General features: G+C 69.8%; 24 protein-coding genes and 1 pseudogene. 13 read left to right on the top strand and 12 right to left on the bottom strand.

The features are described 5' to 3' along the window. Nucleotides 1-33: 33 nt before the first annotated feature. Complete coding sequence (locus WG923_RS10750; RefSeq protein WP_340350952.1) at nt 34-297, top strand: DUF4242 domain-containing protein; 264 nt, start codon at nt 34-36, stop codon at nt 295-297. 42 nt (nt 298-339) lie between these two features. Here WG923_RS10750 and WG923_RS10745 read toward each other — a convergent pair whose 3' ends face one another. From WG923_RS10745 to WG923_RS10725, 5 genes are all read right to left on the bottom strand, one after another. Beyond that, nucleotides 340-1,308 carry a Bug family tripartite tricarboxylate transporter substrate binding protein gene (locus tag WG923_RS10745; protein WP_340350951.1) on the bottom strand — a complete coding sequence of 323 codons (969 nt, stop codon included), beginning with the start codon at nt 1,306-1,308 and terminating at the stop codon, nt 340-342. After that, complete coding sequence (locus tag WG923_RS10740) at nt 1,308-2,267, bottom strand: zinc-binding dehydrogenase (protein ID WP_340350950.1); 960 nt, start codon at nt 2,265-2,267, stop codon at nt 1,308-1,310. The genes WG923_RS10745 and WG923_RS10740 overlap by 1 nt, the downstream gene beginning before the upstream one ends. 16 nt (nt 2,268-2,283) lie before the next feature. Next, nucleotides 2,284-3,096, bottom strand: coding sequence for an enoyl-CoA hydratase (locus WG923_RS10735; RefSeq protein WP_340350949.1), 813 nt, complete (start codon nt 3,094-3,096; stop codon nt 2,284-2,286). Nucleotides 3,097-3,168: 72 nt separating this feature from the next. Beyond that, nucleotides 3,169-4,608, bottom strand: coding sequence for a serine/threonine protein kinase (locus WG923_RS10730; protein WP_340350948.1), 1,440 nt, complete (start codon nt 4,606-4,608; stop codon nt 3,169-3,171). Beyond that, a complete protein-coding gene (locus WG923_RS10725; RefSeq protein ID WP_340350947.1) occupies nt 4,605-5,357 on the bottom strand; it encodes a metallophosphoesterase family protein in 753 nt (250 codons plus the stop codon). The genes WG923_RS10730 and WG923_RS10725 overlap by 4 nt, the downstream gene beginning before the upstream one ends. Before the next feature lie 101 nt (nt 5,358-5,458). On the opposite strand from WG923_RS10725, the gene WG923_RS10720 reads away from it, so the two are divergent. Then, nucleotides 5,459-6,028, top strand: coding sequence for a hemerythrin domain-containing protein (locus WG923_RS10720; protein WP_340350946.1), 570 nt, complete (start codon nt 5,459-5,461; stop codon nt 6,026-6,028). A 156-nt stretch (nt 6,029-6,184) separates the two neighbouring features. On the opposite strand, the gene WG923_RS10715 is transcribed toward WG923_RS10720, so the two are convergent. From WG923_RS10715 to WG923_RS10705, 3 genes are all read right to left on the bottom strand, one after another. Next, complete coding sequence (locus tag WG923_RS10715) at nt 6,185-6,841, bottom strand: c(7)-type cytochrome triheme domain-containing protein (RefSeq protein WP_340350945.1); 657 nt, start codon at nt 6,839-6,841, stop codon at nt 6,185-6,187. Nucleotides 6,842-6,884: 43 nt separating this feature from the next. After that, nucleotides 6,885-8,255: a dicarboxylate/amino acid:cation symporter gene (locus WG923_RS10710; protein WP_340350944.1), complete on the bottom strand. Its 1,371-nt coding sequence runs from the start codon at nt 8,253-8,255 to the stop codon at nt 6,885-6,887. Nucleotides 8,256-8,403: 148 nt separating this feature from the next. Then, on the bottom strand, nt 8,404-8,658 hold the full coding sequence (locus WG923_RS10705) for a hypothetical protein (RefSeq protein WP_340350943.1): 255 nt from the start codon (nt 8,656-8,658) through the stop codon (nt 8,404-8,406). A gap of 259 nt (nt 8,659-8,917) precedes the next feature. Here WG923_RS10705 and WG923_RS10700 point away from each other — a divergent pair, with 259 nt between their 5' ends. From WG923_RS10700 to WG923_RS10660, 11 genes and pseudogenes are all read left to right on the top strand, one after another. Next, nucleotides 8,918-9,976 (top strand): alcohol dehydrogenase, encoded by a 1,059-nt coding sequence (locus tag WG923_RS10700; RefSeq protein WP_340350942.1) that lies wholly within the window; start codon nt 8,918-8,920, stop codon nt 9,974-9,976. Between the two features lie 87 nt (nt 9,977-10,063). Next, on the top strand, nt 10,064-10,978 hold the full coding sequence (locus tag WG923_RS10695; protein ID WP_340350941.1) for an alpha/beta hydrolase: 915 nt from the start codon (nt 10,064-10,066) through the stop codon (nt 10,976-10,978). 4 nt (nt 10,979-10,982) lie between these two features. Next, the gene (locus WG923_RS10690) at nt 10,983-11,957 is read left to right on the top strand and encodes a Bug family tripartite tricarboxylate transporter substrate binding protein (RefSeq protein WP_340350940.1); all 975 of its coding nucleotides are present in this window, start codon (nt 10,983-10,985) and stop codon (nt 11,955-11,957) included. Nucleotides 11,958-11,995: 38 nt separating this feature from the next. Then, nucleotides 11,996-12,406 carry a hypothetical protein gene (locus WG923_RS10685; protein ID WP_340350939.1) on the top strand — a complete coding sequence of 137 codons (411 nt, stop codon included), beginning with the start codon at nt 11,996-11,998 and terminating at the stop codon, nt 12,404-12,406. A 147-nt stretch (nt 12,407-12,553) separates the two neighbouring features. Then, nucleotides 12,554-12,775, top strand: a complete 222-nt coding sequence (locus WG923_RS10680; protein ID WP_340350938.1) for a hypothetical protein — start codon at nt 12,554-12,556, stop codon at nt 12,773-12,775. Nucleotides 12,776-12,781: 6 nt separating this feature from the next. Then, nucleotides 12,782-13,078: a type II toxin-antitoxin system RelE/ParE family toxin gene (locus WG923_RS30415; protein ID WP_445322913.1), complete on the top strand. Its 297-nt coding sequence runs from the start codon at nt 12,782-12,784 to the stop codon at nt 13,076-13,078. 131 nt (nt 13,079-13,209) lie between these two features. Beyond that, nucleotides 13,210-13,344, top strand: a pseudogene (locus WG923_RS30410) (DUF7661 family protein); the annotation flags it as partial. A 51-nt stretch (nt 13,345-13,395) separates the two neighbouring features. After that, nucleotides 13,396-13,617 carry a hypothetical protein gene (locus WG923_RS10675; RefSeq protein WP_340351064.1) on the top strand — a complete coding sequence of 74 codons (222 nt, stop codon included), beginning with the start codon at nt 13,396-13,398 and terminating at the stop codon, nt 13,615-13,617. Nucleotides 13,618-14,001: 384 nt separating this feature from the next. Beyond that, a complete protein-coding gene (locus tag WG923_RS10670; protein WP_340350937.1) occupies nt 14,002-14,223 on the top strand; it encodes a DUF433 domain-containing protein in 222 nt (73 codons plus the stop codon). Continuing rightward, nucleotides 14,223-14,543 (top strand): hypothetical protein, encoded by a 321-nt coding sequence (locus tag WG923_RS10665; RefSeq protein ID WP_340350936.1) that lies wholly within the window; start codon nt 14,223-14,225, stop codon nt 14,541-14,543. Before WG923_RS10670 ends, WG923_RS10665 begins: the two co-directional genes overlap by 1 nt. A gap of 215 nt (nt 14,544-14,758) precedes the next feature. Beyond that, nucleotides 14,759-15,430, top strand: a complete 672-nt coding sequence (locus WG923_RS10660; protein ID WP_340350935.1) for a hypothetical protein — start codon at nt 14,759-14,761, stop codon at nt 15,428-15,430. Here the strand turns inward: WG923_RS10660 and WG923_RS10655 are convergent. The 4 genes from WG923_RS10655 to WG923_RS10640 all read right to left on the bottom strand — a co-directional run bounded on the left by WG923_RS10655 (nt 15,399) and on the right by WG923_RS10640 (nt 21,192). Next, nucleotides 15,399-17,312, bottom strand: a complete 1,914-nt coding sequence (locus WG923_RS10655) for a potassium transporter Kup (RefSeq protein WP_340350934.1) — start codon at nt 17,310-17,312, stop codon at nt 15,399-15,401. The genes WG923_RS10660 and WG923_RS10655 overlap by 32 nt on opposite strands. Before the next feature lie 117 nt (nt 17,313-17,429). Then, nucleotides 17,430-18,119 (bottom strand): response regulator, encoded by a 690-nt coding sequence (locus WG923_RS10650; protein ID WP_340350933.1) that lies wholly within the window; start codon nt 18,117-18,119, stop codon nt 17,430-17,432. After that, a complete protein-coding gene (locus WG923_RS10645; RefSeq protein WP_340350932.1) occupies nt 18,116-19,597 on the bottom strand; it encodes a sensor histidine kinase in 1,482 nt (493 codons plus the stop codon). Before WG923_RS10645 ends, WG923_RS10650 begins: the two co-directional genes overlap by 4 nt. A gap of 23 nt (nt 19,598-19,620) precedes the next feature. Further along, nucleotides 19,621-21,192 (bottom strand): sensor histidine kinase, encoded by a 1,572-nt coding sequence (locus WG923_RS10640; RefSeq protein ID WP_340350931.1) that lies wholly within the window; start codon nt 21,190-21,192, stop codon nt 19,621-19,623. Nucleotides 21,193-21,360 lie beyond the last annotated feature (168 nt).

The raw sequence follows: 21,360 nt of genomic DNA, 5'->3' as shown, positions 1-21,360 counted from the left end.
GCGGTCCCCCACACCACCTCGAAGGAGAGCGTCATGGAAGTCTTCATGGTCGAACGTTCGCTCAAGGGCATCCCGATGGACCAGCTCGCCGCCGCGCAGCAGCGCGCCATCGCGACCGCGAAGGAGATGACTGCCGCCGGCACGCCGATCCGCTACATCCGCTCGACCTTCGTGCCGGAGAGCGGGCAGTGCATGTGCCTGTTCGAGAGCAAGGACGAGGGCACGGTGAAGGCGCTGAACGAGAAGGCGAAGATCCCGTTCGACAACGTGAGCGTGGCGCTGGACCTGACGCCCTGAGCGCCCCCACCCCGACCCTCCCCCGGAGGGGGAGGGAGGAATTCAGTCCGCCTTCGCGCCCGAATCCTTCGCCAGCTTCGCCCAGAAGCGGTTCTCTTCCTTGATGAACGCGGCGAAGTCCGCCGGGGAGGAGGAGGCCGAGACGTCGGTGCCTTCGCGCGCCAGCGCGGCCTTCACCTCCGGCTTCTGCAGCGCCACCTGCGTGGCGTCGAACAGCTTCCTGACGATCTCCGGCGGCGTGCCCGCCGGCACGAAGAAGCCGTACCAGAAGTCGATCTTGTAGTTCGGCAGGCCCGCCTCCTTCATGCCCGGCAGGTCCGGCACCAGCGGGAAACGCTCCGTCGTCGTCACGCCCAGCCCGACCAGGCGCCCACCCTTGATCTGCGGCAGCACCGAAGGCGGCGTGGCGAAGGTGACCTGCGTGTCGCCCGCGATCACCGACTGCACCGAAGGCGCGCCGCCCTTGAAGGGGATCGGCGTCAGGTTTGCGCCCGTGAGCTGGTTGAACAGCACGCCCCCCAGGTGCGGCGCCGAACCCATGCCGGCGTGCGCGAAGTTCACCTTGCCGGGGTTCTTCTTCGCGTACTCGAGCAGCTCGGGAATCGACTTCACGCCGATCTGCGGATTGGCCGCCACCACCAGCGGCGACGCCGTGAGCTTGGCCACCGGGATGAGGCTTCCCACGCCGGCCGCCCACTTCGCGTCGATCGCGGGATTGACCGAGATGGCGCTGGGGCTGGCGATCAGGATCGTGTAGCCGTCCGGCGCCGCCTTGGAGACGAAGTCCGCCGCGATGCTCGAGCCCGCGCCCGGCTTGTTGTCGATGATGATCGGCTGGCCGAGCGCGCGCGCGAGCGCATCGCCCACCGAGCGCCCCACGTAGTCGGCCGCGCCGCCGGGCGTGAAGCCCACGACGAGCTTCAGCGGCCGCTCGGGCCAGGCGGTGGTCTGCGCAGCGGCGCTGCCGCAGAGAACGAAGGCCAGCGCGCAGCCGGCAAGGATTTTCGACATCACGCTACTCCTGTGATCACGATCTTTCCGACATGCGCGTTCGCCTCCATGAGCGCCCGCGCGGCGGGCAGCTCCTCGAAGGGGAACGCGCGATCCACCAGCGGCCGCAGGCTGCCCTGCGCCACCAGCGGCAGCATCTCCGCGCCGAAACGGCGCACGCCCTCGGCCTTCTGCGCCGGGCTGGTCATCTTCTGCGACACCCCGAACAGCACCAGCCGCTTCGCGTGCAGCGCCTGCAGGTCGATCTCGGACTTCAGCACGCCATCGACGTAGCCGACGGTTGCCAGCCGCCCCTCGAAGGCGAGGCAGCGCACGCACTCGGCGAACACCGTCCCGCCCACGTTGTTGACGACGAGGTTGACGCCCGCGCCGGCGGTGGCATCCATCACCTGCGCGTGGAAGTCGGGGGCCCGCGTGCAGATCGCCACGTCCAGCCCCACGGCCTGCAGCCGCTCGAGCTTCTCGCGCGACCCGGAGGTGCCGATCACCTTCGCGCCCAGCGCCCTGGCGATCTGCAGCGAAGCCACGCCGACCCCGGACGAGACGCCGGTCACCAGGAGCCAGCCGCCCGCGCGCAGGCCGCCCTGCAGCACCAGCATGTCGTGCGCGGTCAGGTACGTGACGGGCAGCGCGCCTGCCTCCTCCCACGAGAGGCCCTGCGGCACCGGCATCGCATCGGCCTCGTTGGCCAGCACGTAGTCGGCCATCGCACCGGCAAAGCGGCCCATCACGCGCTCACCCACCGCGAAGCGGGCCACCTCGGCGCCCACCTTCACCACCTCGCCCGCGCCTTCGATGCCCAGGGGCTTGGCGCTGCCGGCCTTGGTGAGGCCGCCGATGATGAATTCGCCGCGGTTCAACCCCGCGGCGCGCACGCGCACCAGCATCTGGCGCGGCCCTGGTTCGGGAACGGGGGCCTCGCGCAGCTCGGTGCGCGACTGCGTCTCATCGGTGTTCAACCACCAGGCACGCATCTCATTTCCCCCGGAACGCGGGCTTGCGCTTTTCCATGAAGGCGCGCCGGCCCTCCGCGTAGTCCTCGCTGTCGAAGCAGTTGCGGATCAACTGCTGGCACAGGTCGCGGTCCAGGTCGGCGTCGGGCTTGAGGATCTCCTGCATGATCCGCTTGCCGGCGTACACCGTTAGAGGCGCGTTCTGGCCCATCGCGTCGGTGTACTCCTTGAGCAGCGCATCCAGACCGTCGCCGGGGCAGGCGCGCGTGATGAGGCCTAGCGACTTCGCCTCCGCGGCGTCGATGCGGCGCGCGGTGAAGAACAGGTCCTTGGCGACGCCCACACCCACCAGGTCCACCAGGTTCTTCAGCGCCGAGAGCCGGTAGCCGAGGCCCAGGCGCGCCGCCGGAATCGCGAAGGTGGAGTCGTCGCTGGCGATGCGGATGTCGCAGCTGATCGCGACGTTCACGCCGCCGCCGATGCAGTAACCGCGGATGCATGCCAGCGTGGGCTTGGCGCACAGGTAGATCGCCATCAGCGCTTCTTCGGCCATGGCCTCGTACTGCTTGACGGCCTCGCGCGCGGCGCGCATGTCCTCGAACTGCGAGATGTCGGCGCCGGAGACGAAGGACTTCTCGCCCGCGCCGGAGAACACGACCAGCCGGATGGCGTCGTCGCTCTCGGCCTGCCGCAGCAGCGGCGGCACGGCCTGCCACATGTCGACGGACAGCGCGTTGTGGCGGGTGGGATTGTTGAAGCGGATGTGCAGGGTGGACCCGTCGGCCCAGGCCTGCACGCGTTCGGTGGGCGACTGGTACGCCTGTTGTTGTGTCATGCGTGCTCCGGAACTGGAGCGCGCAGTATCCCCGCGGGCCGCGGCGCGGGCCGTCGGGTCTTACCCGATCACTTAAGTCTCCTCTTCTTCCTCGGCCGCCTGCTGCAGCAGCTGGAAGGGCGGGGCGTCCTTCACCAGCAGCACGCTGCAGGGCGCTTCGGCCGCGACGCGGGCCGGGATCGTCGGGATCCAGCGGCGCAGCGCCAGCCCGTGGGTGGCGGCGCCGATCACGATGAGCGTGACGTGGTTGGCCTCCGCGTAGGCCAGCAGTGCGCCCGCCACGTCGTCCGACTGCAGCACGTGGAACGACACCTGGCGGCCGTGCAGGTCGATGCCGCGGCACCACTGGCGCAGCTGCTCGCTGTGGTAGCGGTGCACGGCCGCTTCCTCCACCTGCGGGTCGGCGTCGACCACGGTCACGCAGGCCAGGCGCGCGCCGGGGCGGATGCCCAGCGAACGGCCGGTGGCCTGCCGCAGCCCGTACAGCACGGCATCGGTGGTGTCGCGGTGCGGCACGGCCACCATCACGATCGGCACTTCGGTGATGCGCTCCGTCGGCAGCGGGCTGGGCTCGTAATGCATGCCGGCCGCGCGGATCCAGCGGCGGAACTGCGTGCTGAAGGAGGTGCGCCGGGTGCGCAGGCCGCGCGGGCCCACCTCCACCTGCTGCGGGTTGCCGAGGTCGAAGGCCAGGTGCGCCGCCGAGGGCGGCCGGTTGGCCGCGGCGCTTTCCAGGCAGTGCAGGATGATCTCCTGCAGCCAGGGCGGCACGTCCGGGTTGAGCGCGCGCGGCGGCGAGGGATCCATCCACAGCCGCTGGCGCAGGCCGCCGGTGGTGGCCGGCGCGCCGAAGGGCAGTTCGCCGGTGGCGAGCTCGTACAGCATCACGCCGATGGCGAAGATGTCGCTGCGCGGGTCGCCCCGCACCCCCACCACCTGCTCGGGTGCCATCCACGCGGGCGAGCCGATGGCGGGGCGCAGGTCGGCCGCCAGCAGGTCGGGGTAGTGCGCATGCCAGCTCAGGCCGAAGTCGAGCAGCACGCAGCTGCCGTCGGGGCGGAAGATCACGTTGGCTGGCTTCAGGTCCAGGTGCACCGCGTTCTGCCGGTGCAGGCTGTGCGCGGCCAGCGCGATGGCGCGGCCCCAGCGGGCGATGTCCTCGGCGGCGGGGCGGCGCCGCAGCGGCGACATCTCGTCGAGCATCTGCTGCAGCGTGCGGCCCTCGATGTATTCCATGACGAGGTAGGGCAGCCGGTGCATGTCGCCCGCGGCCACGAAGCGTGGCACGTGGGGGCCGTGCACGGCTTGCAGCATCTGGTGCTCCACCTCGAAGCCGACGAGGTTCTCGGCGCCTTCGCCGCCGCCCATGCGCGGCAGCTTCATCATCATGGGGAAGCCGGGGTCGGGGCGGCCGCCGTCGTAGCGGACGCGGTAGATCTCCGCCATGGCACCCATGTGCACCCTCGGGCCGACGACGAAGCCGTCGATCACCGATCCCTCTTGCAGTCTCATCGTCCCCGTTCCAGTCGTATCGCGAAGCTTTCCGGCAGGCCGGCCGCGCGGATGGCTGCGGCGGCGGCGATGTGGTCGTAGGCTATGCGGTGGAACGACAGGCGCGCCTGAGCCACGTCAAACAGGGCATACATGGCCCGCGGGTCGCCGTCGCGGGGCTGGCCGACGGAGCCGACGAGCGCCAGCCAGTTGCGGTGCGCCCCCAGCGGCACCGGCACGTCGGGGACCGGCGCGAAGGCCATCGGGTGGCCGTCGGCCGCGCGGTAGTACAGCTGCTGCTGGTGCACGTGGCCGCAGAAGACCTTGCTGGCGCCCCATTGCCGCTGCGCCGCGCCGAGCGCGCGCCGCACGAGCGCGGGGCGATCCAGGTACTGCCAGCGTGCGGGGTCGTAGGGGTCGGCGTGCACCAGCAGGGCGTCGTCGACGGTCGCCGTCAGCGGCAGGCTGGCGAGGAAATTGCGGTGGCGCACGCCCAGCTGCGCCTTGGTCCAGCCGGCCGCGAGCTGCTCGCCGGTGCCCCCGGTGCCGCTGTCGTCGTAGACCGCCGTGTCGTGGTTGCCGCGCACGACGAGGGCGCCGCGCGCGGCGAGTTCCATCACGGTGTCGAGCACCTGCACCGGCTCGGCGCCGTAGCCGACCAGGTCGCCCAGGATCGCGAAGCGCGTCGCGCCCGAGCGGCGTGCGTGCGCCAGGCACGCCAGCAGCGCGCCCCGGTTCGCATGCAGGTCCGACAGCAGGGCCAGCTTCATGGGTCGATCTTGGGCTGCGGGCATGGGCCCTGGTTGATGCACGTCAAGAGGCAGGGACGCACCCGCGCCGAGACTGGTATCAGGCAGTAAGGAGAGCAGACATGGACGCCCAGGACAAGGCCCCCGACACCGTTCCCGCCACGCAGCTGCACGGGCCGGTGAACGAATTCCACGGATCGCACCAGCACATCGTCGATGGCCTGCACGCCATGGAGAAGCTGCCCGAACTGGCCGAGGCGCTGGACCGTGCCAGGCACATCGCCAACGCCACGCTGATGCTGTTCGACAAGGTGGTGCACGAGCACCATGCGGACGAGGAGCAGGAACTGTTCGTGCACGTGCAGAAAAGCTGCACGGACATCCGTGAAGGCCATCGCGTGCAGGAACTCGTCGGGCGGCTGGCCGCCGACCATCGCCGCATCGAGAAGATGTGGCTGAAGCTGCGCCCCGCGGTGGCGATGACGGCGCAGGGCAAGTTCCACGGCGTGCCGGACTTCCGGGCCGAAGTGGCGAAGCTGGTGGAGATCTACCTGGAGCACGCGCAGCTGGAAGAGGAAGTGTTCCTGCCGCTCGCCGACGCCATCCTCGGCCGCGACGCCAACCACATGGCGGCGCTGGACGTGGCGCTGCACCTGCGCCATGCGCCGCCGATACGGGGGGCGTACGTCTAGGCGGGCCGCGTAGAAGACCGGACAGCCGGACAGCCGGACGCAGAGGACGCAAAGGGTACGCAGAGAGCGCAAAAGGAATACCTTTCAATGGATGTTCTTTTGCGTCCTCTGCGTACCCTTCGCGTCCTCTGCGTCCGGTAGTCCGTCTTCAGGATTTCACCACCACCGCTGCTGCCCCGGCTGCGGCACCGAGTGGCAGCGCTCGCAGGTGAACATCGCGGTGAAGGCCACCTTGGCGTGGCAGGTGCCGCAGGATTCGCCGGCCAGGATCTTCGGCATCGTGGTCGGGTTCGCCCCCGCCTTCGGCACGAACAGCGTGTCGTGGCAGTTCGTGCACGCCAGCCACTCCGTGTGCGCGCCGTGCGGGAACTTCACGTACGGCATCTGCGCCGTGTTCTTCATCAGGATGTCCAGCTCCAGCACCTGCGGGGCCGCGTCGCCCCCGCGCACCGAGGCCCGCGGCTGGATCAGGCCCTCGCGCAAGGCGCGCATCCAGTCCGGCCGGCCGCGCGCGTCGGCGGGCAGCGCGGAGAACGCATCCTTCGGCTGCTGCAGCTTCCAGTGATCGGGGTTCTCCGGGTCCAGCACCGCAGGCGGCGGGGCGTCGGTGGGCGGCTCCGGCAGCGAGCCGAAGAGGTCCGCCGGCCACTCCGGCGGCCGGGGCTGCGCCTGGGCTTGCGCGGGCGCCTGCGCGCTGGCGTCCTGCGCCACGGCGCAGCCGACGATCGCGAGCGCGCCGGCCACGAGTGCGACGGCGGCAACGAGCGGGCGCGTGCGCTTCAGAAACAGCAAATCCTGCAGGGCGTGAGCCATGCAGGATTCTGGTGCGGCCCCGATGGGCCGCGGTTGCCGAAGGTCAATTCGGCTGGGGCGTGGGCGAAACGGTGCCGGACATGTGCTCGGTCTTGGCATCGAGCACGACTTCCGGCTCGTCGACTTCCAGCGCGGTCGGGTGCGACAGGTGCGTCGCCAGCTGCGCCATGTCGAGGTCGCCGGTCCAGCGCGCCACCACCAGCGTCGCCACCGCGTTGCCCACCAGGTTGGTCAGCGCGCGCGCTTCCGACATGAAGCGGTCGATGCCCAGGATCAGCGCCAGGCCCGCGACCGGTACGTTGCCCACCGCGGACAGCGTCGCCGCCAGCACGATGAAGCCGCTGCCGGTGATGCCGGCGGCGCCCTTGGAGGTGAGCAGCAGCACGGCCAGCAGCGTGACCTGCTGCATGATCGACAGCGGCGTGTCGGTGGCCTGCGCGATGAACACGGCCGCCATCGTCAGGTAGATCGAGGTGCCATCGAGGTTGAAGGAGTAGCCGGTGGGGATCACCAGGCCCACGGTGCTTTTCTTCGCGCCCAGGTTCTCCATCTTCTCCATGATGCGCGGCAGCACGGACTCCGAGGAGGAGGTGCCCAGCACGATCAGGAGTTCCTCCTTGATGTACTTGATCAGTTTCCACACCGAGAAACCGTGGAAGCGCGCGATCGTGCCCAGCACCACGAACACGAACAGCAGGCAGGTCAGGTAGAACGCGCCCATCAGCTTGCCGAGCGAGAACAGCGAGCCCACGCCGTACTTGCCGATGGTGAAGGCCATCGCGCCGAACGCGCCGATCGGGGCCACCTTCATGATGAAGCCGATGATCGTGAACAGCACGTGCGAGGTCTTCTCGATGAAGTCGAACACCAGCGTGCCGCGGCCGCCGAAGCGGTGCAGCGCGAAGCCGAACATCACGGAGATCAGCAGCACCTGCAGGATCTCGCCCTTGGCGAAGGCGTCGAACACCGTGGTGGGGATCACGCCCAGCAGGAAGTCCACCGTCGTCCCCATCTTGCCGGGGCCGGTATAGGCGGCGATGCCCTTGGTGTCCAGCGTCGCCGGGTTCACGTTCATGCCGGCGCCGGGCTGCAGCACGTTCACCACCACCAGGCCGATGATCAGCGCGATCGTGCTGACCACCTCGAAGTACAGGAGCGCCAGGCCGCCGGTCTTGCCGACCTTCTTCATGTCCTCCATGCCCGCGATGCCCACCACCACGGTGCAGAAGATGATCGGGGCGATCATCATCTTGATCATCTTGATGAAGCCGTCGCCCAGCGGCTTCATCTCCGTGCCGAGCGCGGGATAGAACTGCCCCAGGAGCACGCCGGCGATGACGGCGCAGATCACCTGGAAGTACAGGGAGCGGTACAGCGGCTTGCGCGCTGCCGCTTCGAAGGTGGGGGGAAGCATGGCGGGTTTCTGGCTGCGTGGAAAACCGCGAACTTTAGGCAGACCGGGAAAACCCTGATATTGGGGGTTCCCACAACTTTGCGGCAGGTCAAGGCCGCGCGCGGGTGGCGGGCCGCCGAGCAGCGAGGGGGCTGCGCCGCGCAGGCTGCTAAGCAGCCGCGAGCAGCTCCCACGGCGGTTCCGTGGGCTTCTGGTACACGACCTGTCCGGAGCCGACGTGGATCACCTGGATGGCGGCGCCGGGTTCGGTTCGGCTCTTGGCGGCGATCGAGACGGCCACGCAGCGGTGGGCGACATCGAGTTCCCGCGTGCCGGGCTGCGGCCAGAGCGCGCCCCAGACGGGCGCGCTGCTGCGGATGCGGTAGCCCACCGGCTCCGGGCAGTTCCGGCGGGATGCGCGCATGCATTGATCCCGATCGCAGATATCCATGTCCCCTCCGACTTCTCCTGGCGCGAACCCGCGAGGATAGGGCCGTGGCGGCGCGCCTGTGTAGGACGATTCCTCCATCAATGGCACCAAGTGCGTGTTCTGCGCCTTCGCTGACGTGGATCAAGATCGGCACCGTGCCGAGCGGACCGGCGGGCGCCGGGCCTGTGCGAATCGGCCAACACCCCGCAACGCGGCGCGATGGCAAGATGGCGGCACCACGAGGAGGAGCCCCATGGACATGGTCAGCTACCAGGTCGAGTCCTTCGGCAAGCCGCTGGCGCGCGCGCTGCGCGAAGTGCCGCAACCGTCAGGCACGGAGGTGATCCTCAAGGTGGGCAGCTGCGGCGTGTGCCACAGCGACGTGCACCTGCACGACGGCTACTTCGACCTGGGCGGCGGCAACAAGCTGGAGATGGCGCGGGCCGTGCAGCCGCCGCGCACCCTGGGCCACGAGATCGCGGGCACCGTCATCGCCGTCGGCCCCGACGCGCAGGACGTGCACGTCGGCCAGCGCGGCGTGGCCTTTCCCTGGATCGGCTGCGGCACCTGCGCGCTGTGCGCCGCGGGCAAGGAGCACCTGTGCCCCGCCGGCCGCAACCTGGGCGTGGCGCGCGACGGCGGCTTCGCCACGCACGTGGTGGTGCCGCATCCGCGCTACCTGGTCGACTACGAGCCGCTGGCGCAGGAGCAGGCCTGCACGTATGCCTGTTCCGGCCTGACCGCGTACAGCGCGCTGAAGAAGCTCGATGCGCTGGGTGCAGGCGACGCGCTGCTGGTGATCGGGGCCGGCGGCGTGGGCCTCTCGGGCGTGCGGCTGGCGCGCCACCTGTTCGAGGCGGCGCCCATCGTGGTCGCCGAAGTGGATCGGGGCAAGTGGGACCTGGCGCGCGCGGCCGGCGCCAGCGACGTGATCGATCCCAATGCCGATGGCGCGCTGCGCGCGCTGCTCAAGTCCACCGGCGGCGGGGTCGCGGCGGCGGTGGATTTCGTCGGCGCCGGGGCGAGCTTCGCCTTCGGCCTGGGCGCGCTGCGCAAGGAGGGCCGGCTGGTCGCGGTCGGCCTGCTGGGCGGGGCGACGAGCGTGGTGCCCGCCATGCTGTCGCTGAAGGCCGTGTCCATCGTCGGCTCCTACGTCGGCAGCCTGCAGGAGCTGCGGGAGCTGATGACCATCGCGCGGCGCGGCGTGCTGCCCGAGCTGCCCGTCACCCCGCGGCCGCTGGCCGACGCGAATGCCACGCTCGACGAGCTGCGTGCCGGCCACGTGCGCGGCCGCAACGTGCTGCAGCCCTAGGCGATCCGCCTCCCTAGCAAACCCGCATTCCCATGCCGCCGCGGGCCTTCCAGAATGGCCCGCTCGATTCCAAGGAGTGGCTCAGGCATGGCTGAAGTGAAGTGGACCGGCGGCACCGAACACTGGACGCACAAGGGGGACGTGCGCCTCTTCCTGTGGAACAAGAAGGCCGCCCCCGGCGTGCCGCACCGGGGCACGCTGTTCTTCGTGCACGGCTCCTCGATGGCCTCGCAGCCCACCTTCGACCTGCAGGTGCCGGGGCGCCCCTTCTCCTCCGCGATGGACTGGTTCGCGGCCCAGGGCTACGACACCTGGACGATGGACAACGAGGGCTACGGCCGCTCGGGCAAGGAGCGCCCGATCAACAGCGACATCGCCAACGGCGCGGACGATCTCGAGGCCGGCACCGACTACGTGCTGAAGGCGACGGGCGCGAAGAACCTGCTGATGTACGGCATCTCCTCCGGGGCGCTGAAGGCGGCGCTGTTCGCGCAGCGCCATCCGGAGCGCGTGGCCAGGCTGGCGCTCGACGCCTTCGTGTGGACCGGCGAGGGCAGCCCCACGCTGGAGCAGCGGCGCAAGAAGCTGCCGGAGTTCCAGGCGAAGAACCGCCGCCCCATCGACCGCGCCTTCGTGCACAGTATCTTCGAGCGCGACCACCCCGGCACCGCGGACGAGGCCACGATCGAGGCCTTCGCCGACGCGATCCTCACGCTCGATTCCTCGATGCCCACCGGCACCTATGTCGACATGTGCTCGAAGCTGCCGCTGGTGGACCCGCAGCAGATCAAGGTGCCCACCATCATCCTGCGCGGCGAGTTCGACGGCATCGCGAGCGTCGAGGACCTGCTGGCCTTCTTCGCGAAGCTGCCGCACCCGAACAAGCAGTTCAGCGTGATGGAAGGCATCTCGCACGCGAGCTTCCAGCAGAAGAACTACATGAACGTGTATCACATCCTGCACGCGTACTACACGCTGCAGGAGCCCGTCTACAAGGGGTGATGCCATGCGCCTCGCGCTTTCCGCACTGGCACTGGGTGCGGCCCTCTCGGTGGTGGGTGCTCCGGCGTTCGCGCAGCAGCCGGCCTGGCCCACGCGGCCGGTCAAGCTGATCGTGCCCTTCGCGCCGGGCGGCTTCACCGATGTCACGGCCCGCATCCTGGGGCAGAAGCTGTCGCTGGCGCTCGGCCAGCAGTTCGTGATCGAGAACAAGCCGGGCGCGGGCTCCACCATCGGCAGCGACTTCGTCGCCAAGTCGCCGCCGGACGGCTACACGCTCTTGATGGTCTCCAGCACGCACGTGATCAGCCCCTGGCTGTACAAGAACCTGCCGTACGACCCGGTCAAGAGTTTTACCGTGGTGGGCAAGCTGGTCGAATCGCCCTACGTGCTGCTGGTGCACCCCAAGGTGCAGGCGAAGAACGTGCAGGAGTTCATCGCGCTCGCCAAGGCGCACCCCGAGGCGATCCACTACGCCTCGTCCGGCAACGGCAGCGCGCAGCACCTGATGGGCGGCCTGTTCGTGTCGATGACGGGCGCGCCACTGAAGCACGTGCCTTACCGCGGCAGCAGCGGCGCCGCGCAGGACCTCGTGGCCGGTGTCGTCGAGAGCAGCTTCGCCGGCGTGCCCAACGCGCTGGCGCAGGTGCCCCAGGGGCGCCTGAAGGCGCTGGCGGTGACGACGGCGAAGCGCGCGCCGCAGCTGCCCGACGTGCCCACGCTGGAGGAAGCCGGGGTGGAGGGCTACGACGCCGCCGTGTGGCTCGCGCTGCTGGCGCCGGCCGGCACGCCCAGGGAGATCGTGCACAAGCTCAATTCCGAAATCGCGAAGCTGATGGCCGCGCCGGACACGCGGAAGGCGCTGTTCGATGCCGGCGTGGAGCCGACGCCCTCGACGCCCGAGGAGATGGGGGACTACCTGCAGCAGGAGCTCACGCGCTGGGGCAAGGTGGTGAAGGAAGCCGATATCAGGCTGGAGTGAGGCGGGCATCCCTGGATGGTGGGGCGCGTGGCTACGGCATGAAAATCCTGAGACTCTGCGCCACCCTGTTCAGCCTTGGTCTCGCCGGCGTTGGTCTGCTCGGCGTTGCCTTCCCGACTCTCCTTCTTGAGTTTGCTCAGTCGTTGCTGCTGCCCCCGGCGCTCTATGGAGTCGCTGTGGTGCGCGTCGCCTTTGGTGTCCTTCTTGTCGTCGTAGCCGCTGGATCTCGCATGCCGCGGACGCTTCGGGCTGTTGGGGCATTCATTGTCGTCGCTGGTCTGGTCACGCCCTTCGCGGGAGTTCTACCATTTGACGAAACATTGAACTGGTTTTCGACTCAGAGCCTAGGCCTGTTCCGGTTTGTGGCGATGCTGCCTATGATGGTTGGCATCGTCTTGGCATTTGCCATCAACCCTGCTCGCCATGCCTCAGGTGACGGTGCCGTCTAACAGGTCGACGCGGACACGCACCGGCATTGCGCCGCAAGCCGTGCAGGTGAGCATACGGCGTGCGGCGCAATGCCGCTGCGTGCCGGTCAACTCCGACGTCCGACGTCACGGTTTTGCACCGTCGCCATCCCGGTGTAGCATCTGGCCATGCAGCTCGCTACTGGCACCGTCGTTGATGGGAAGATCGTCCTGGAAGGCGCGACGTTGCCTGAGGGAACGGTCGTGACTATCCTCGCCCGCGACAGCGACGAGACTTTTGAGTTGCCCCCGGAACTCGAGGCCGAATTGGCAGCCTCCATCGCGGAGGCTGACCGCGGCGAGACCATCACCTCCGTGGAGCTCTTCGAACGGCTCCGTCGCATTGCCTGACTCAGTGTGCTCGCGGTTGGGATCACACCCCGAGCGTTAGCTCAAATCGAGCGTGCCGCACAGTGGTGGGCCGACAACCGCCCTGCAGCGCCAGGCGCCATTCGGCTAGACCTGGCTGAAGCGCTCGAAGTTCTAGCCCAGCAACCCGGCATAGGCGCTCGCTGTAGTGCGCGTCACTACGCTGACGTTCGCCGGCTCTATCTCGCGCGCACCAGGTACCACGTGTACTACCGCGTGACCGGGGAGAAGCTCATTGTCCTGGCGTTCTGGCATGCAAGTCGCGGTCGTGGCCCGAAGCTCTGAGCCGTGATGTCGAACAGATCGATCGGCACGGACGTCCCATCGGCCGGCTTCGCCGGCCTACTGTCCGCCGGTCATCTCCAACGTTAGACCGCACGCGTCAGGCCCTGCAGAATTGAACATCGCCGAGGGTCCTGCCTACGCGCTCGGCTCGGGCGGCAAGCGCCGTTCCGCAGGACTTCATCGTTCCAGAATTCGTTGCGGAAGACGAGTTGTGCCAATATCCGGCCGATCTCTTGCACGAATCGGCCACTCGATCAAACGGCGATGTTCTTGAGATCGCGCAGACTCCATTCGTCACCACTCACGGGTCAGAAAAGATGAATCCAATCAGGCTTGTCGCAATCGCTCTCATCGTGCTGGGCGTTCTCGGCCTGGCCTATGGTGGCTTCAGCTACACGAAAGACACTACGGTCGTCAAGATTGGGCCGATCGAGCTCTCCGCAAAGGAGAAGCAGACCGTCAATGTTCCTATGTGGGCTGGCATCGGCGCCATCGTGGTCGGCGGGCTCCTGCTCGTCCTGGGCAGCAAGAAAGGGTAATACCGGATCCGCCGAACACCTCCTTTAAGCGGACCCGACTTCGGCGATAACCAAGTCAAACGTCAGGCCTCACATGGTGCAGCTTGCAATCACTTCGCGCGGTCTTGAAGACGCGATGCGCCTCGCCTCTGAGGAGAAGGCGTCGTCTGGTGCGACGCCAAGGCTGTTTCAGAGGCGGAGAACCAGACACGCTCGTATCCAAGGCTCCCCCGGTTCCATGCGCAGCCTGCATGAGTTGCGGTTGAACAGGTCGTTCGACGCGGACACGCACCGGCATTGCGCCGCAAGGCGTGCGTGGGAGCATACGTCTCACGGCGCAATGCCGCTGCGCCCGGTCCACTCCAACGTTCGCCATCACCGAGCGCCAGTGCTAGCATGAGTGCCATGATGGACTGGTCCAGCTGTACTGCCGTGGAGCGAGACCCCAGCCGTGTCAGCGGCGCGTGGGTTTTCCGCGGCACGCGTGTTCCGGTCGCCGCCCTGTTCGAGAACCTCGAGGACGGCGCGTCAATTCAAGACTTCGTCCAGTGGTTCCAGGGCGTGTCCCTGGAGCAGGTGCGGGCCGTTCTGGAGCACGCGGCCCGGAGTTCTGCGGCCGTCGTGTAGTGCGCATCCTCTTTGACCAAGGTACGCCGGCGCCGCTGCGCCACGCACTGGTCGGGCACTCCGTCGAGACCGCATTTGAGTTGGGATGGGGCACGCTGCAGAATGGGGCGCTCATCGCTGCCGCGGAGGCCGAAGGATTCGAGGTCTTTCTGACCACGGATAAGAACCTGAAGTACCAGCAGAACCTCGCAGGGCGCCGCTTGGCTGTCATCGTCTTGTCTACCACGAGCTGGCCGAGAATCCGCGCAGTCACTGCGAAGGTGCTCGAAGCGGTGGACTCGACGCGCCCAGGCAGCTTCATCGAAGTGAGCGTGGAGTGATAGCGAACAGGTCGTCCGACACGCACACGGAGCTTGCCCCATTTGCGTTGACCCTTTCACCGGGAACGGAGAGAGCCGCCAACGGGAAGAAGATGGGCCCGGACGCACACCGAGAACAGCGGCGCAAGTTCAAGCCCGGAGCTGGCTGACGGACGGTGCGGCCGCGATCCGCGGCCGCAGGAGCGACCTCGCCAACAGAACACGAAGGACGCACCATGTTCATCGGACATGCCGCCGTCGCGCTGGCGGCGAAGAAGCTCGCGCCCGAGGTCTCGCTCGGCGTGCTGCTCGCGGCCGCCACCTGGCTCGACCTGGTGTGGCCCATCCTGGTGCTGGCGGGCGTCGAAGTGGTGCGCATCGATCCCGGCAACACCGCCTTCACGCCGCTCGATTTCGTCTCGTACCCGTGGACGCACAGCCTCGTGCTGGCGCTCGCCTGGTCGGCGGCCTTCGCGCTGGCGCTGTCGCCGTGGGTGCGCGGGCGCCGCGCGCTTCTCGTGCTCGCCGCGCTCGTCTTCAGCCACTGGCTGCTGGATTTCGTCTCGCACCGGCCCGACCTGCCGATCACGCCGGGCGACTCGGTGAAGGTGGGGCTGGGCCTGTGGAACAGCGTCGCCGCGACGCTCGTCGTGGAAGGCGCGCTGATGGCCGCGGGCGTGTGGCTGTACCTGCGCACCACGCGCTCGCGCGACGCCGCCGGCCGCTATGCGTTCTGGTCGCTCATCGTGTTCTACCTGGCGATCTGGCTGGCCGGCCAGGTGTCGCCGCCGCCGCCGAGCGACAGCGCAGTCGCCTGGGCCGGCCTCGCCACGTGGCTGTTTCCGCTGTGGGCGGGCTGGGCCGACCGGCATCGGGTCACAACTGCACGCGGGTCCCCAGCTCGATGACGGCGTTGCTCGGGATGCCGAAGTAGTCCACTGCGCGCCCGGCATTGCGGGACATCGCCTCGAACAGGTTCTGCCGCCAGCGCGCCATGCCGCCCCGCGGGCGCGGCACCACGGTTTCGCGGCTCAGGAAGAACGAGGTGGCGAACAGGTCGATCTCCAGCCCGTGCGGGGCGCACAGCTGCAGCGCCGCCGGCACGTCGGGCGTGTCCATGAAGCCGAAGTGCAGGAGGACCTGCCAGAACCCATGGCCGACCTCCGCCACCTCCACCCGGCCGGCGGGCGGCACCCACGGCTGTTCGTGGAAGCACAGGGTGAGGATCACGTTGCGTTGGTGCAGCACGAGGTTGTGCTTGAGGTTGTGCAGCAGGGCCTGCGGCACCACCATCGGTTCGGCGGAGAGGAAGACGGCGGTGCGGGGCACGCGCACGATCTCCGTCTCCGCTGCCAGCCCTTCGAGGAAGCCGGCGAGGGGCAGCAGGTCGGCGTGCAGGGTTTCCATCAGCAACTCCCTTCCGCGGTGCCACGCGGTCATCAGCACCAGCATGCAGGCGCCCAGCGCCACGGGGAACCAGCCGCCTTCCAGGAACTTGATCGAACAGGACAGCACCAGGAGCAGGTCGACGGCGACGAAGAAGGCCGTGGCGCCCACCGACAGCCACAGCGGGTAGCCCCAGGCGCGGCGCACCACGAAGAAGGTGAGCAGGCTGGTGATCAGCATGGTGCCGGTCACCGCGATGCCGTAGGCCGAAGCCATGGCGGACGACGAGCCGAAGCCCAGGCAGGCCACGACCACGGCGGCCAGCAGCAGCCAGTTGAGGAAGGGGATGTAGATCTGGCCCCGCGCGCGTGCCGAGGTGTGCACGATCTGCATGCGCGGCAGCAGCCCGAGCTGGATCGCCTGCTGCGTGAGCGAGTAGGCGCCCGAGATCACCGCCTGCGAGGCAATGATGGTCGCGGCGGTGGCCAGCACCACGGCGGGCACCAGCGCGGCGGCGGGAAAGCTCAGGAAGAAGGGGTTCCCCACCGCCTGCGGGTCGCGCAGCAGCAGCGCGCCCTGGCCCGCGTAGTTCAGCGCCAGCGCCGGCAGCACCAGACCGCTCCAGGCGAGCCGGATCGGCCGCTTGCCGAAATGCCCCATGTCCGCATACAGCGCCTCGGCCCCCGTGATGGCCAGCACCACGGCGCCCACGGCGAGGAACAGGCCGGCTCCGCGCGCCGCCAGGAAGTGCCAGGCGTGGCGCGGATCGACCGCCTGCAGGATCTCGGGCGCCTGAGCGATCTGCCAGGCGCCGATGCCGCCGATCGTCGCGAACCACACGATCACCACCGGCCCGAACCACCGGCCCACGGTGCCCGTGCCGCGCCGTTGCGCCACGAACAGGCCCACGAGGATGGCGATGGCCAGCGGCAGCACCCAGGGCTTCAGGCGCGGCGCGACCACCTCCAGGCCTTCCACCGCGCTCAGCACCGAGATCGCGGGCGTGAGCACGCTGTCGCCGTAGAACAGGCAGGCGCCGAAGGTGCCGAGCAGCAGCAGCCGCCGGCGCAGCACCGGGCGGTCGGCGGCGGTGCGCATCGCCAGCGCCAGCAGCGCCATGATGCCGCCCTCGCCGTCGTTGCCTGCGCGCATGATCAGCGTCACGTACTTCAGCGTCACCACCAGCATCAGCGCCCACAGCACGACCGACACGGCGCCGGTCAGTGTCTGCGCGTCGAGCGGTACGCCGGTGGAGGGGGCGAAGATCTCCTTGATCGTGTACAGCGGGCTGGTGCCGATGTCGCCGTACACCACGCCCAGCGCGGCCAGCGTGAGGGCGGCGGTGCCGCCCTGGGGCTGCTCGTGTTCCGCCGGGGCGCGGCCCAGCGTCGCCGAAGCTTCCATGAATGGGGTCCTGTTCCCGTGTTCGACAGGCCCCGGTTGTCGCTGCCCGCGCATAAAAGCCGCATAAAAGCGGCTTCGATGTCGGGGATGGGACAGCCGACGGGAAGCGGTCCGCGGCTATTCGTCCGCCAGCCGGTAGCCCACGCCGAGTTCGGTGAGCAGGTAGCGCGGCTCGGCCGGGTCGCGCTCGATCTTGGCGCGCAGGTGCCCCATGTAGATGCGCAGGTAGTGCAGCTGGTCGACCTGCTCGCTGCCCCACACGTCGGCCAGCAGCTGGCGGTGCGTGACCACCTTGCCGGGCGTGCGGGCGAGCCGCTCGAACAGGCGCCATTCCAGCGGCGTGAGGTGCACCGGCTGGCCGGCGAGGCGCAAGGCGTGCGCGTCGCGGTCGAAAGCGAGTTCGCCGACCTCCAGCCGCGGCGCCGGTGCCGGTGCCGCGCCGGCGCGCCGCAGCATGGCGCGCACGCGCGCCAGCAGCTCGCCGACGCCGAAGGGCTTGCCCAGGTAGTCGTCGGCGCCGGCGTCGAGCGCGGCGATCTTCTGCGCCTCCTGGATGCGGGCGGACAGCACGAGGATCGGCGTCGCCGGCAAGCGGGTGCGCAGTTGCGCGATCCAGTCCACGCCGTCGCCGTCGGGCAGGCCGAGGTCCACGATCAGCAGTTGCGGCGGTGCGGCGCGCAGGTCGGCTTCGGCCGCGGCGATGCTGCCGGCCACGCGCGGGGCCATGCCCGCGGCGCTGAGGCTGGCGGCGACGAACTGCGCGATGGAGCTGTCGTCCTCCACCACCAGGATGGCGGTCCGCGTCATTGCGGCTGCTCCTGCACCACCACCGGCAGGTCGAGCCGGAACTCGGCGCCGGGTTCGCAGCGCCGCGCCTCCACCTGCCCGCCGTGGGCCTCGGCGATCAGCCGGCAGATCGCCAGTCCGAGCCCCGACGTGCCTTCGCGATCGCGCTGGCGGAAGCGCTCGAACAGCTGCCGCGGATCGCCCGCCGGCAGGCCCTCGCCGTGGTCGCGCACGGCGACGAACACGCCTTCGCGGCTGCGCCCGGCGCGCACGACGATGTGCGGCACCGCACCGCCATGCCGCACCGCGTTGTCCACCAGGTTGGCCACGAGCTGCGCCAGCAGGTTCGCCTCGGCGCGCACCGGCGGCAGCTGCCGCGCCACGCGCAGCTCCAGGCGCGCCTGCGGCCAGCGCCGGCGCATGCGGGCGACGGCGGCGCCGAGGATCTCCTCCAGCGCTTCCCACTGGGTCTTCAGCTCGGTCTGCGGCTGCGACAGGCGGGCCATCTGCAGGATGTTGTCGGCCATCAGCGCCAGGTCGCGCGCGTCGTTCTCCAGGTTGGCCAGGAGTGTCGCGCGCTGCGCCTCGCCCATCGCCGCGCCTTGCGTGCGCAGGGCGCTGGCGCTGCCCAGGATGCCCGCCAGCGGTGTGCGCAGGTCGTGCGACAGGGAGGCCAGCAGGGTGTTGCGGGCCGCTTCCGAGCGCGCGCTGTCCTGCGCGCTGCGGGCGGCCTCGCCGGCGCGCTCGCGTTCGACCGAGAGCCCGACCTGCCGCACCAGCGCCAGCAGGTGCTGCTGTTCTTCGGCGGCCGGGCGCACGCCGGGATCGAGCAGGAGCTGCACCGCGCCCGCCGGCTGGCGGGCGGCGAAGGGCGCGCACCACAGGGGCAGGTCGGCCCAGTCGTCGCAGCCGCGGCCCAGGGGGCGGCCATGCTCGATCGCCCAGCGCGCCGAGGCGGGATGGAAGCGGGCGTAGTCGCTGGCCGCGGCGAAGCAACGCAGGTCCTCCCCGCCGGGCTGCCGCACGAAGACCGCGCTAGGCCGCTGCAGCGCCAGCTGCAGCCACTCGGCCGCGCGCTGCGCCATCGCCTCGTGGCCCTCGCAGGCAGCCAGCACCTCGCTCAGCGCGTGCAGCTGCGCCGCCCGCGCCTCACCCGCCTGCGCGCGGCTGCGGCCCGCGCGCAGCCAGCCGATCAGGGTGTTCAGCGCCAGCGACAGGCCCAGCAGCACGGCGAGCGTCCACCAGTACTCGGCGCTGTCGACGTCGAAGGTGTAGCGCGGGGGCACGAAGAAGAAGTTGAGCGCCGAGACGCACAGCAGCGCGGCGAAGATCCCCGGCGCCCGGTCGAGCGTGAGGGAGGTCAGCACCACCGCGCACAGGTACAGCATGGCGAGCCCGGCCACCGACATCGCGCCATCGAGGGCCACGCAGGCGAGCGTCGCCACCGCGGTGGCCGCGGCTGCGAGCAGCCATTGCAGCGGACGGCCGGGGCGCCTCATCCGCGCATGGTAGGCCAACGGGATCACGCCCCCGGCGAACTCCCGCCGGCCGCCGCCGCGCCGGCGTCCTCGCGCCCCTCCAGCGTGAAATAGAAGGTGGCGCCCCGGCCCACCGCGCCCTCCGCCCAGACCCGGCCGCCATGCCGGGCCACGATGCGCTGCACGATGCTCAACCCGATGCCCGCGCCGGGGAATTCGGACGCATCGTGCAGGCGCGAGAACGGGCGGAACAGCCGGCTCGCGTACTCCATGTCGAAGCCCGCGCCGTTGTCGCGGACGAAGAACGTGGGGCGGTCGGGGGCGCCGTCCACTTCGCCCAGCTCGATCCGGGGGGACGGCACCCGCGAGGCGAACTTCCAGGCGTTGCCGATCAGGTTCTCCAGCACCACCCGCATGAGGCGGGCGTCGGCACGCACTTGCAGGCCCGGCGCGACCGTCACCACGGCATCGATCTCGTGGCGTGCCCGCAGGGTGTCGACCACGTCGTGTGCCAGCTGCGTCAGGTCGCAGCACGCGGGGTCGAGGGGCTCGCCGGCCACGCGCAGCAGGCCGGCGAGGTCGAGCAGCATGGCGTCGATGCGCCCGGCGCCTGCCAGGGCGCGCTCGAGCATGCGCGCCGCGCGGGGATCGAGGCTGTCGCGCCAGCCGTCCAGGGTGGCGGCCACGAAGCCGCGGATCGCCGCCAGCGGCGCCCCCAGGTCGTGGGACAGGGAGTAGCTGACGATCTGCAGGTCTTCGTTGGCGCGCTCGATCTCGGCGCTGCGCTGCTCCACCGACCGCAGCAGGGCCATGCGCTCGGCGGCCAGTTGCCGCTGGCGCTGCTCCGAGACGCGCAGGCGGGCGGCCGCGCGCAGTGCGGTCCAGGTCCACCCGGCCGACAGGAGGAGGACCAGGAGGCCGGTGGCCAGCGCGGGATACAGCCACGCAGGAACGCGGCGTGTCGTCTGCAGGCGCATCAGCTGCTGGTAGTCGACGGAATAGACCGAGGCGGGATCGGCCTTGAAGCGCAGCAGGTGGGCATCGATGCCGGCCATCAGCGCGGGGTCGCTCCCCTTGCGCGCCGCGAAGTGCAGCGTGCTCGGGCCGAAGATGATGGCGGTGTCGTCCAGGCCCGCGAGGTGCTCCTCGCCGAAGAAGGGGTTGGCGACGACCGCGTCCGCCCGGCCCTCGCGCACGGCGCGGAAGGCCGCATCGAAAGTCGGGAAGGTCAGGATGCGCGCCTCGACACCGAAGGACTGCGCGGCCTCGCGGAAGAACTGCTCCTGCACCGAGCCGGCCAGTACCGCCAGCCGCCGGCCCTTCAGGTCCAGCAGGTTGCGGATCCCGAGTCCCGGCCGCGCGTAGACCTGGTTCCAGGTCGACAGGACCGCTTCGCGCGACAGCTCGAAATGCCGCTCGCGCTCGGGCGTGCGCGCCACGTCCACCATGAGGTCGACCTCGCCGCGCTCCAGGCGGTCCAGGCCCTCCTGGAAGGTGCCGGGGACGTAGTGGAGCGTGCCGCCCTCCTCGCGCGCGATCTGCTCCAGCACGTCGACGAAGATGCCCTGCGGCCGCTGGCCGTCCTGCAGCACCACCTTGGGCGGGTTGGCGTACACCGCGACCTTCAATGGCGGCAGGGACCACGCGGATGCGGCGAGGCCGAGCGCGAGCAGAGCGCCGACCCACCGGGCGCATCCACCGCCGTCTCGCCAAGCTCCCACGTCCTGCCTCGCTTCCTTGCCCGCCGGCACCGCCCGGCCGCCCGCCCGCGCCGCGCGCTCCTC

It is taken from the genome of Ramlibacter sp. AN1133 (assembly GCF_037890035.1).
GTDB lineage: Bacteria > Pseudomonadota > Gammaproteobacteria > Burkholderiales > Burkholderiaceae_C > Ramlibacter.
Note: the sequence above shows the minus strand (reverse complement) of the source record. Positions and strands in the feature narration are given on the sequence as shown.

What these genes read in the sequence shown, in the direction of transcription:
- WG923_RS10670 (WP_340350937.1), top strand. Translation starts at nt 14,002, where the DNA reads ATGATGGACTGGTCCAGCTGTACTGCCGTGGAGCGAGACCCCAGCCGT.
- WG923_RS10720 (WP_340350946.1), top strand. Translation starts at nt 5,459, where the DNA reads ATGGACGCCCAGGACAAGGCCCCCGACACCGTTCCCGCCACGCAGCTG.
- WG923_RS10735 (WP_340350949.1), bottom strand. Translation starts at nt 3,096, where the DNA reads ATGACACAACAACAGGCGTACCAGTCGCCCACCGAACGCGTGCAGGCC.
- WG923_RS10700 (WP_340350942.1), top strand. Translation starts at nt 8,918, where the DNA reads ATGGACATGGTCAGCTACCAGGTCGAGTCCTTCGGCAAGCCGCTGGCG.
- WG923_RS10745 (WP_340350951.1), bottom strand. Translation starts at nt 1,308, where the DNA reads ATGTCGAAAATCCTTGCCGGCTGCGCGCTGGCCTTCGTTCTCTGCGGC.
- WG923_RS10685 (WP_340350939.1), top strand. Translation starts at nt 11,996, where the DNA reads ATGAAAATCCTGAGACTCTGCGCCACCCTGTTCAGCCTTGGTCTCGCC.
- WG923_RS10655 (WP_340350934.1), bottom strand. Translation starts at nt 17,312, where the DNA reads ATGGAAGCTTCGGCGACGCTGGGCCGCGCCCCGGCGGAACACGAGCAG.
- WG923_RS10705 (WP_340350943.1), bottom strand. Translation starts at nt 8,658, where the DNA reads ATGCGCGCATCCCGCCGGAACTGCCCGGAGCCGGTGGGCTACCGCATC.
- WG923_RS10730 (WP_340350948.1), bottom strand. Translation starts at nt 4,608, where the DNA reads ATGAGACTGCAAGAGGGATCGGTGATCGACGGCTTCGTCGTCGGCCCG.
- WG923_RS10715 (WP_340350945.1), bottom strand. Translation starts at nt 6,841, where the DNA reads ATGGCTCACGCCCTGCAGGATTTGCTGTTTCTGAAGCGCACGCGCCCG.
- WG923_RS10680 (WP_340350938.1), top strand. Translation starts at nt 12,554, where the DNA reads ATGCAGCTCGCTACTGGCACCGTCGTTGATGGGAAGATCGTCCTGGAA.
- WG923_RS10695 (WP_340350941.1), top strand. Translation starts at nt 10,064, where the DNA reads ATGGCTGAAGTGAAGTGGACCGGCGGCACCGAACACTGGACGCACAAG.
- WG923_RS10710 (WP_340350944.1), bottom strand. Translation starts at nt 8,255, where the DNA reads ATGCTTCCCCCCACCTTCGAAGCGGCAGCGCGCAAGCCGCTGTACCGC.
- WG923_RS10690 (WP_340350940.1), top strand. Translation starts at nt 10,983, where the DNA reads ATGCGCCTCGCGCTTTCCGCACTGGCACTGGGTGCGGCCCTCTCGGTG.
- WG923_RS10675 (WP_340351064.1), top strand. Translation starts at nt 13,396, where the DNA reads ATGAATCCAATCAGGCTTGTCGCAATCGCTCTCATCGTGCTGGGCGTT.
- WG923_RS10660 (WP_340350935.1), top strand. Translation starts at nt 14,759, where the DNA reads ATGTTCATCGGACATGCCGCCGTCGCGCTGGCGGCGAAGAAGCTCGCG.
- WG923_RS10645 (WP_340350932.1), bottom strand. Translation starts at nt 19,597, where the DNA reads ATGAGGCGCCCCGGCCGTCCGCTGCAATGGCTGCTCGCAGCCGCGGCC.
- WG923_RS10750 (WP_340350952.1), top strand. Translation starts at nt 34, where the DNA reads ATGGAAGTCTTCATGGTCGAACGTTCGCTCAAGGGCATCCCGATGGAC.
- WG923_RS10650 (WP_340350933.1), bottom strand. Translation starts at nt 18,119, where the DNA reads ATGACGCGGACCGCCATCCTGGTGGTGGAGGACGACAGCTCCATCGCG.
- WG923_RS10725 (WP_340350947.1), bottom strand. Translation starts at nt 5,357, where the DNA reads ATGAAGCTGGCCCTGCTGTCGGACCTGCATGCGAACCGGGGCGCGCTG.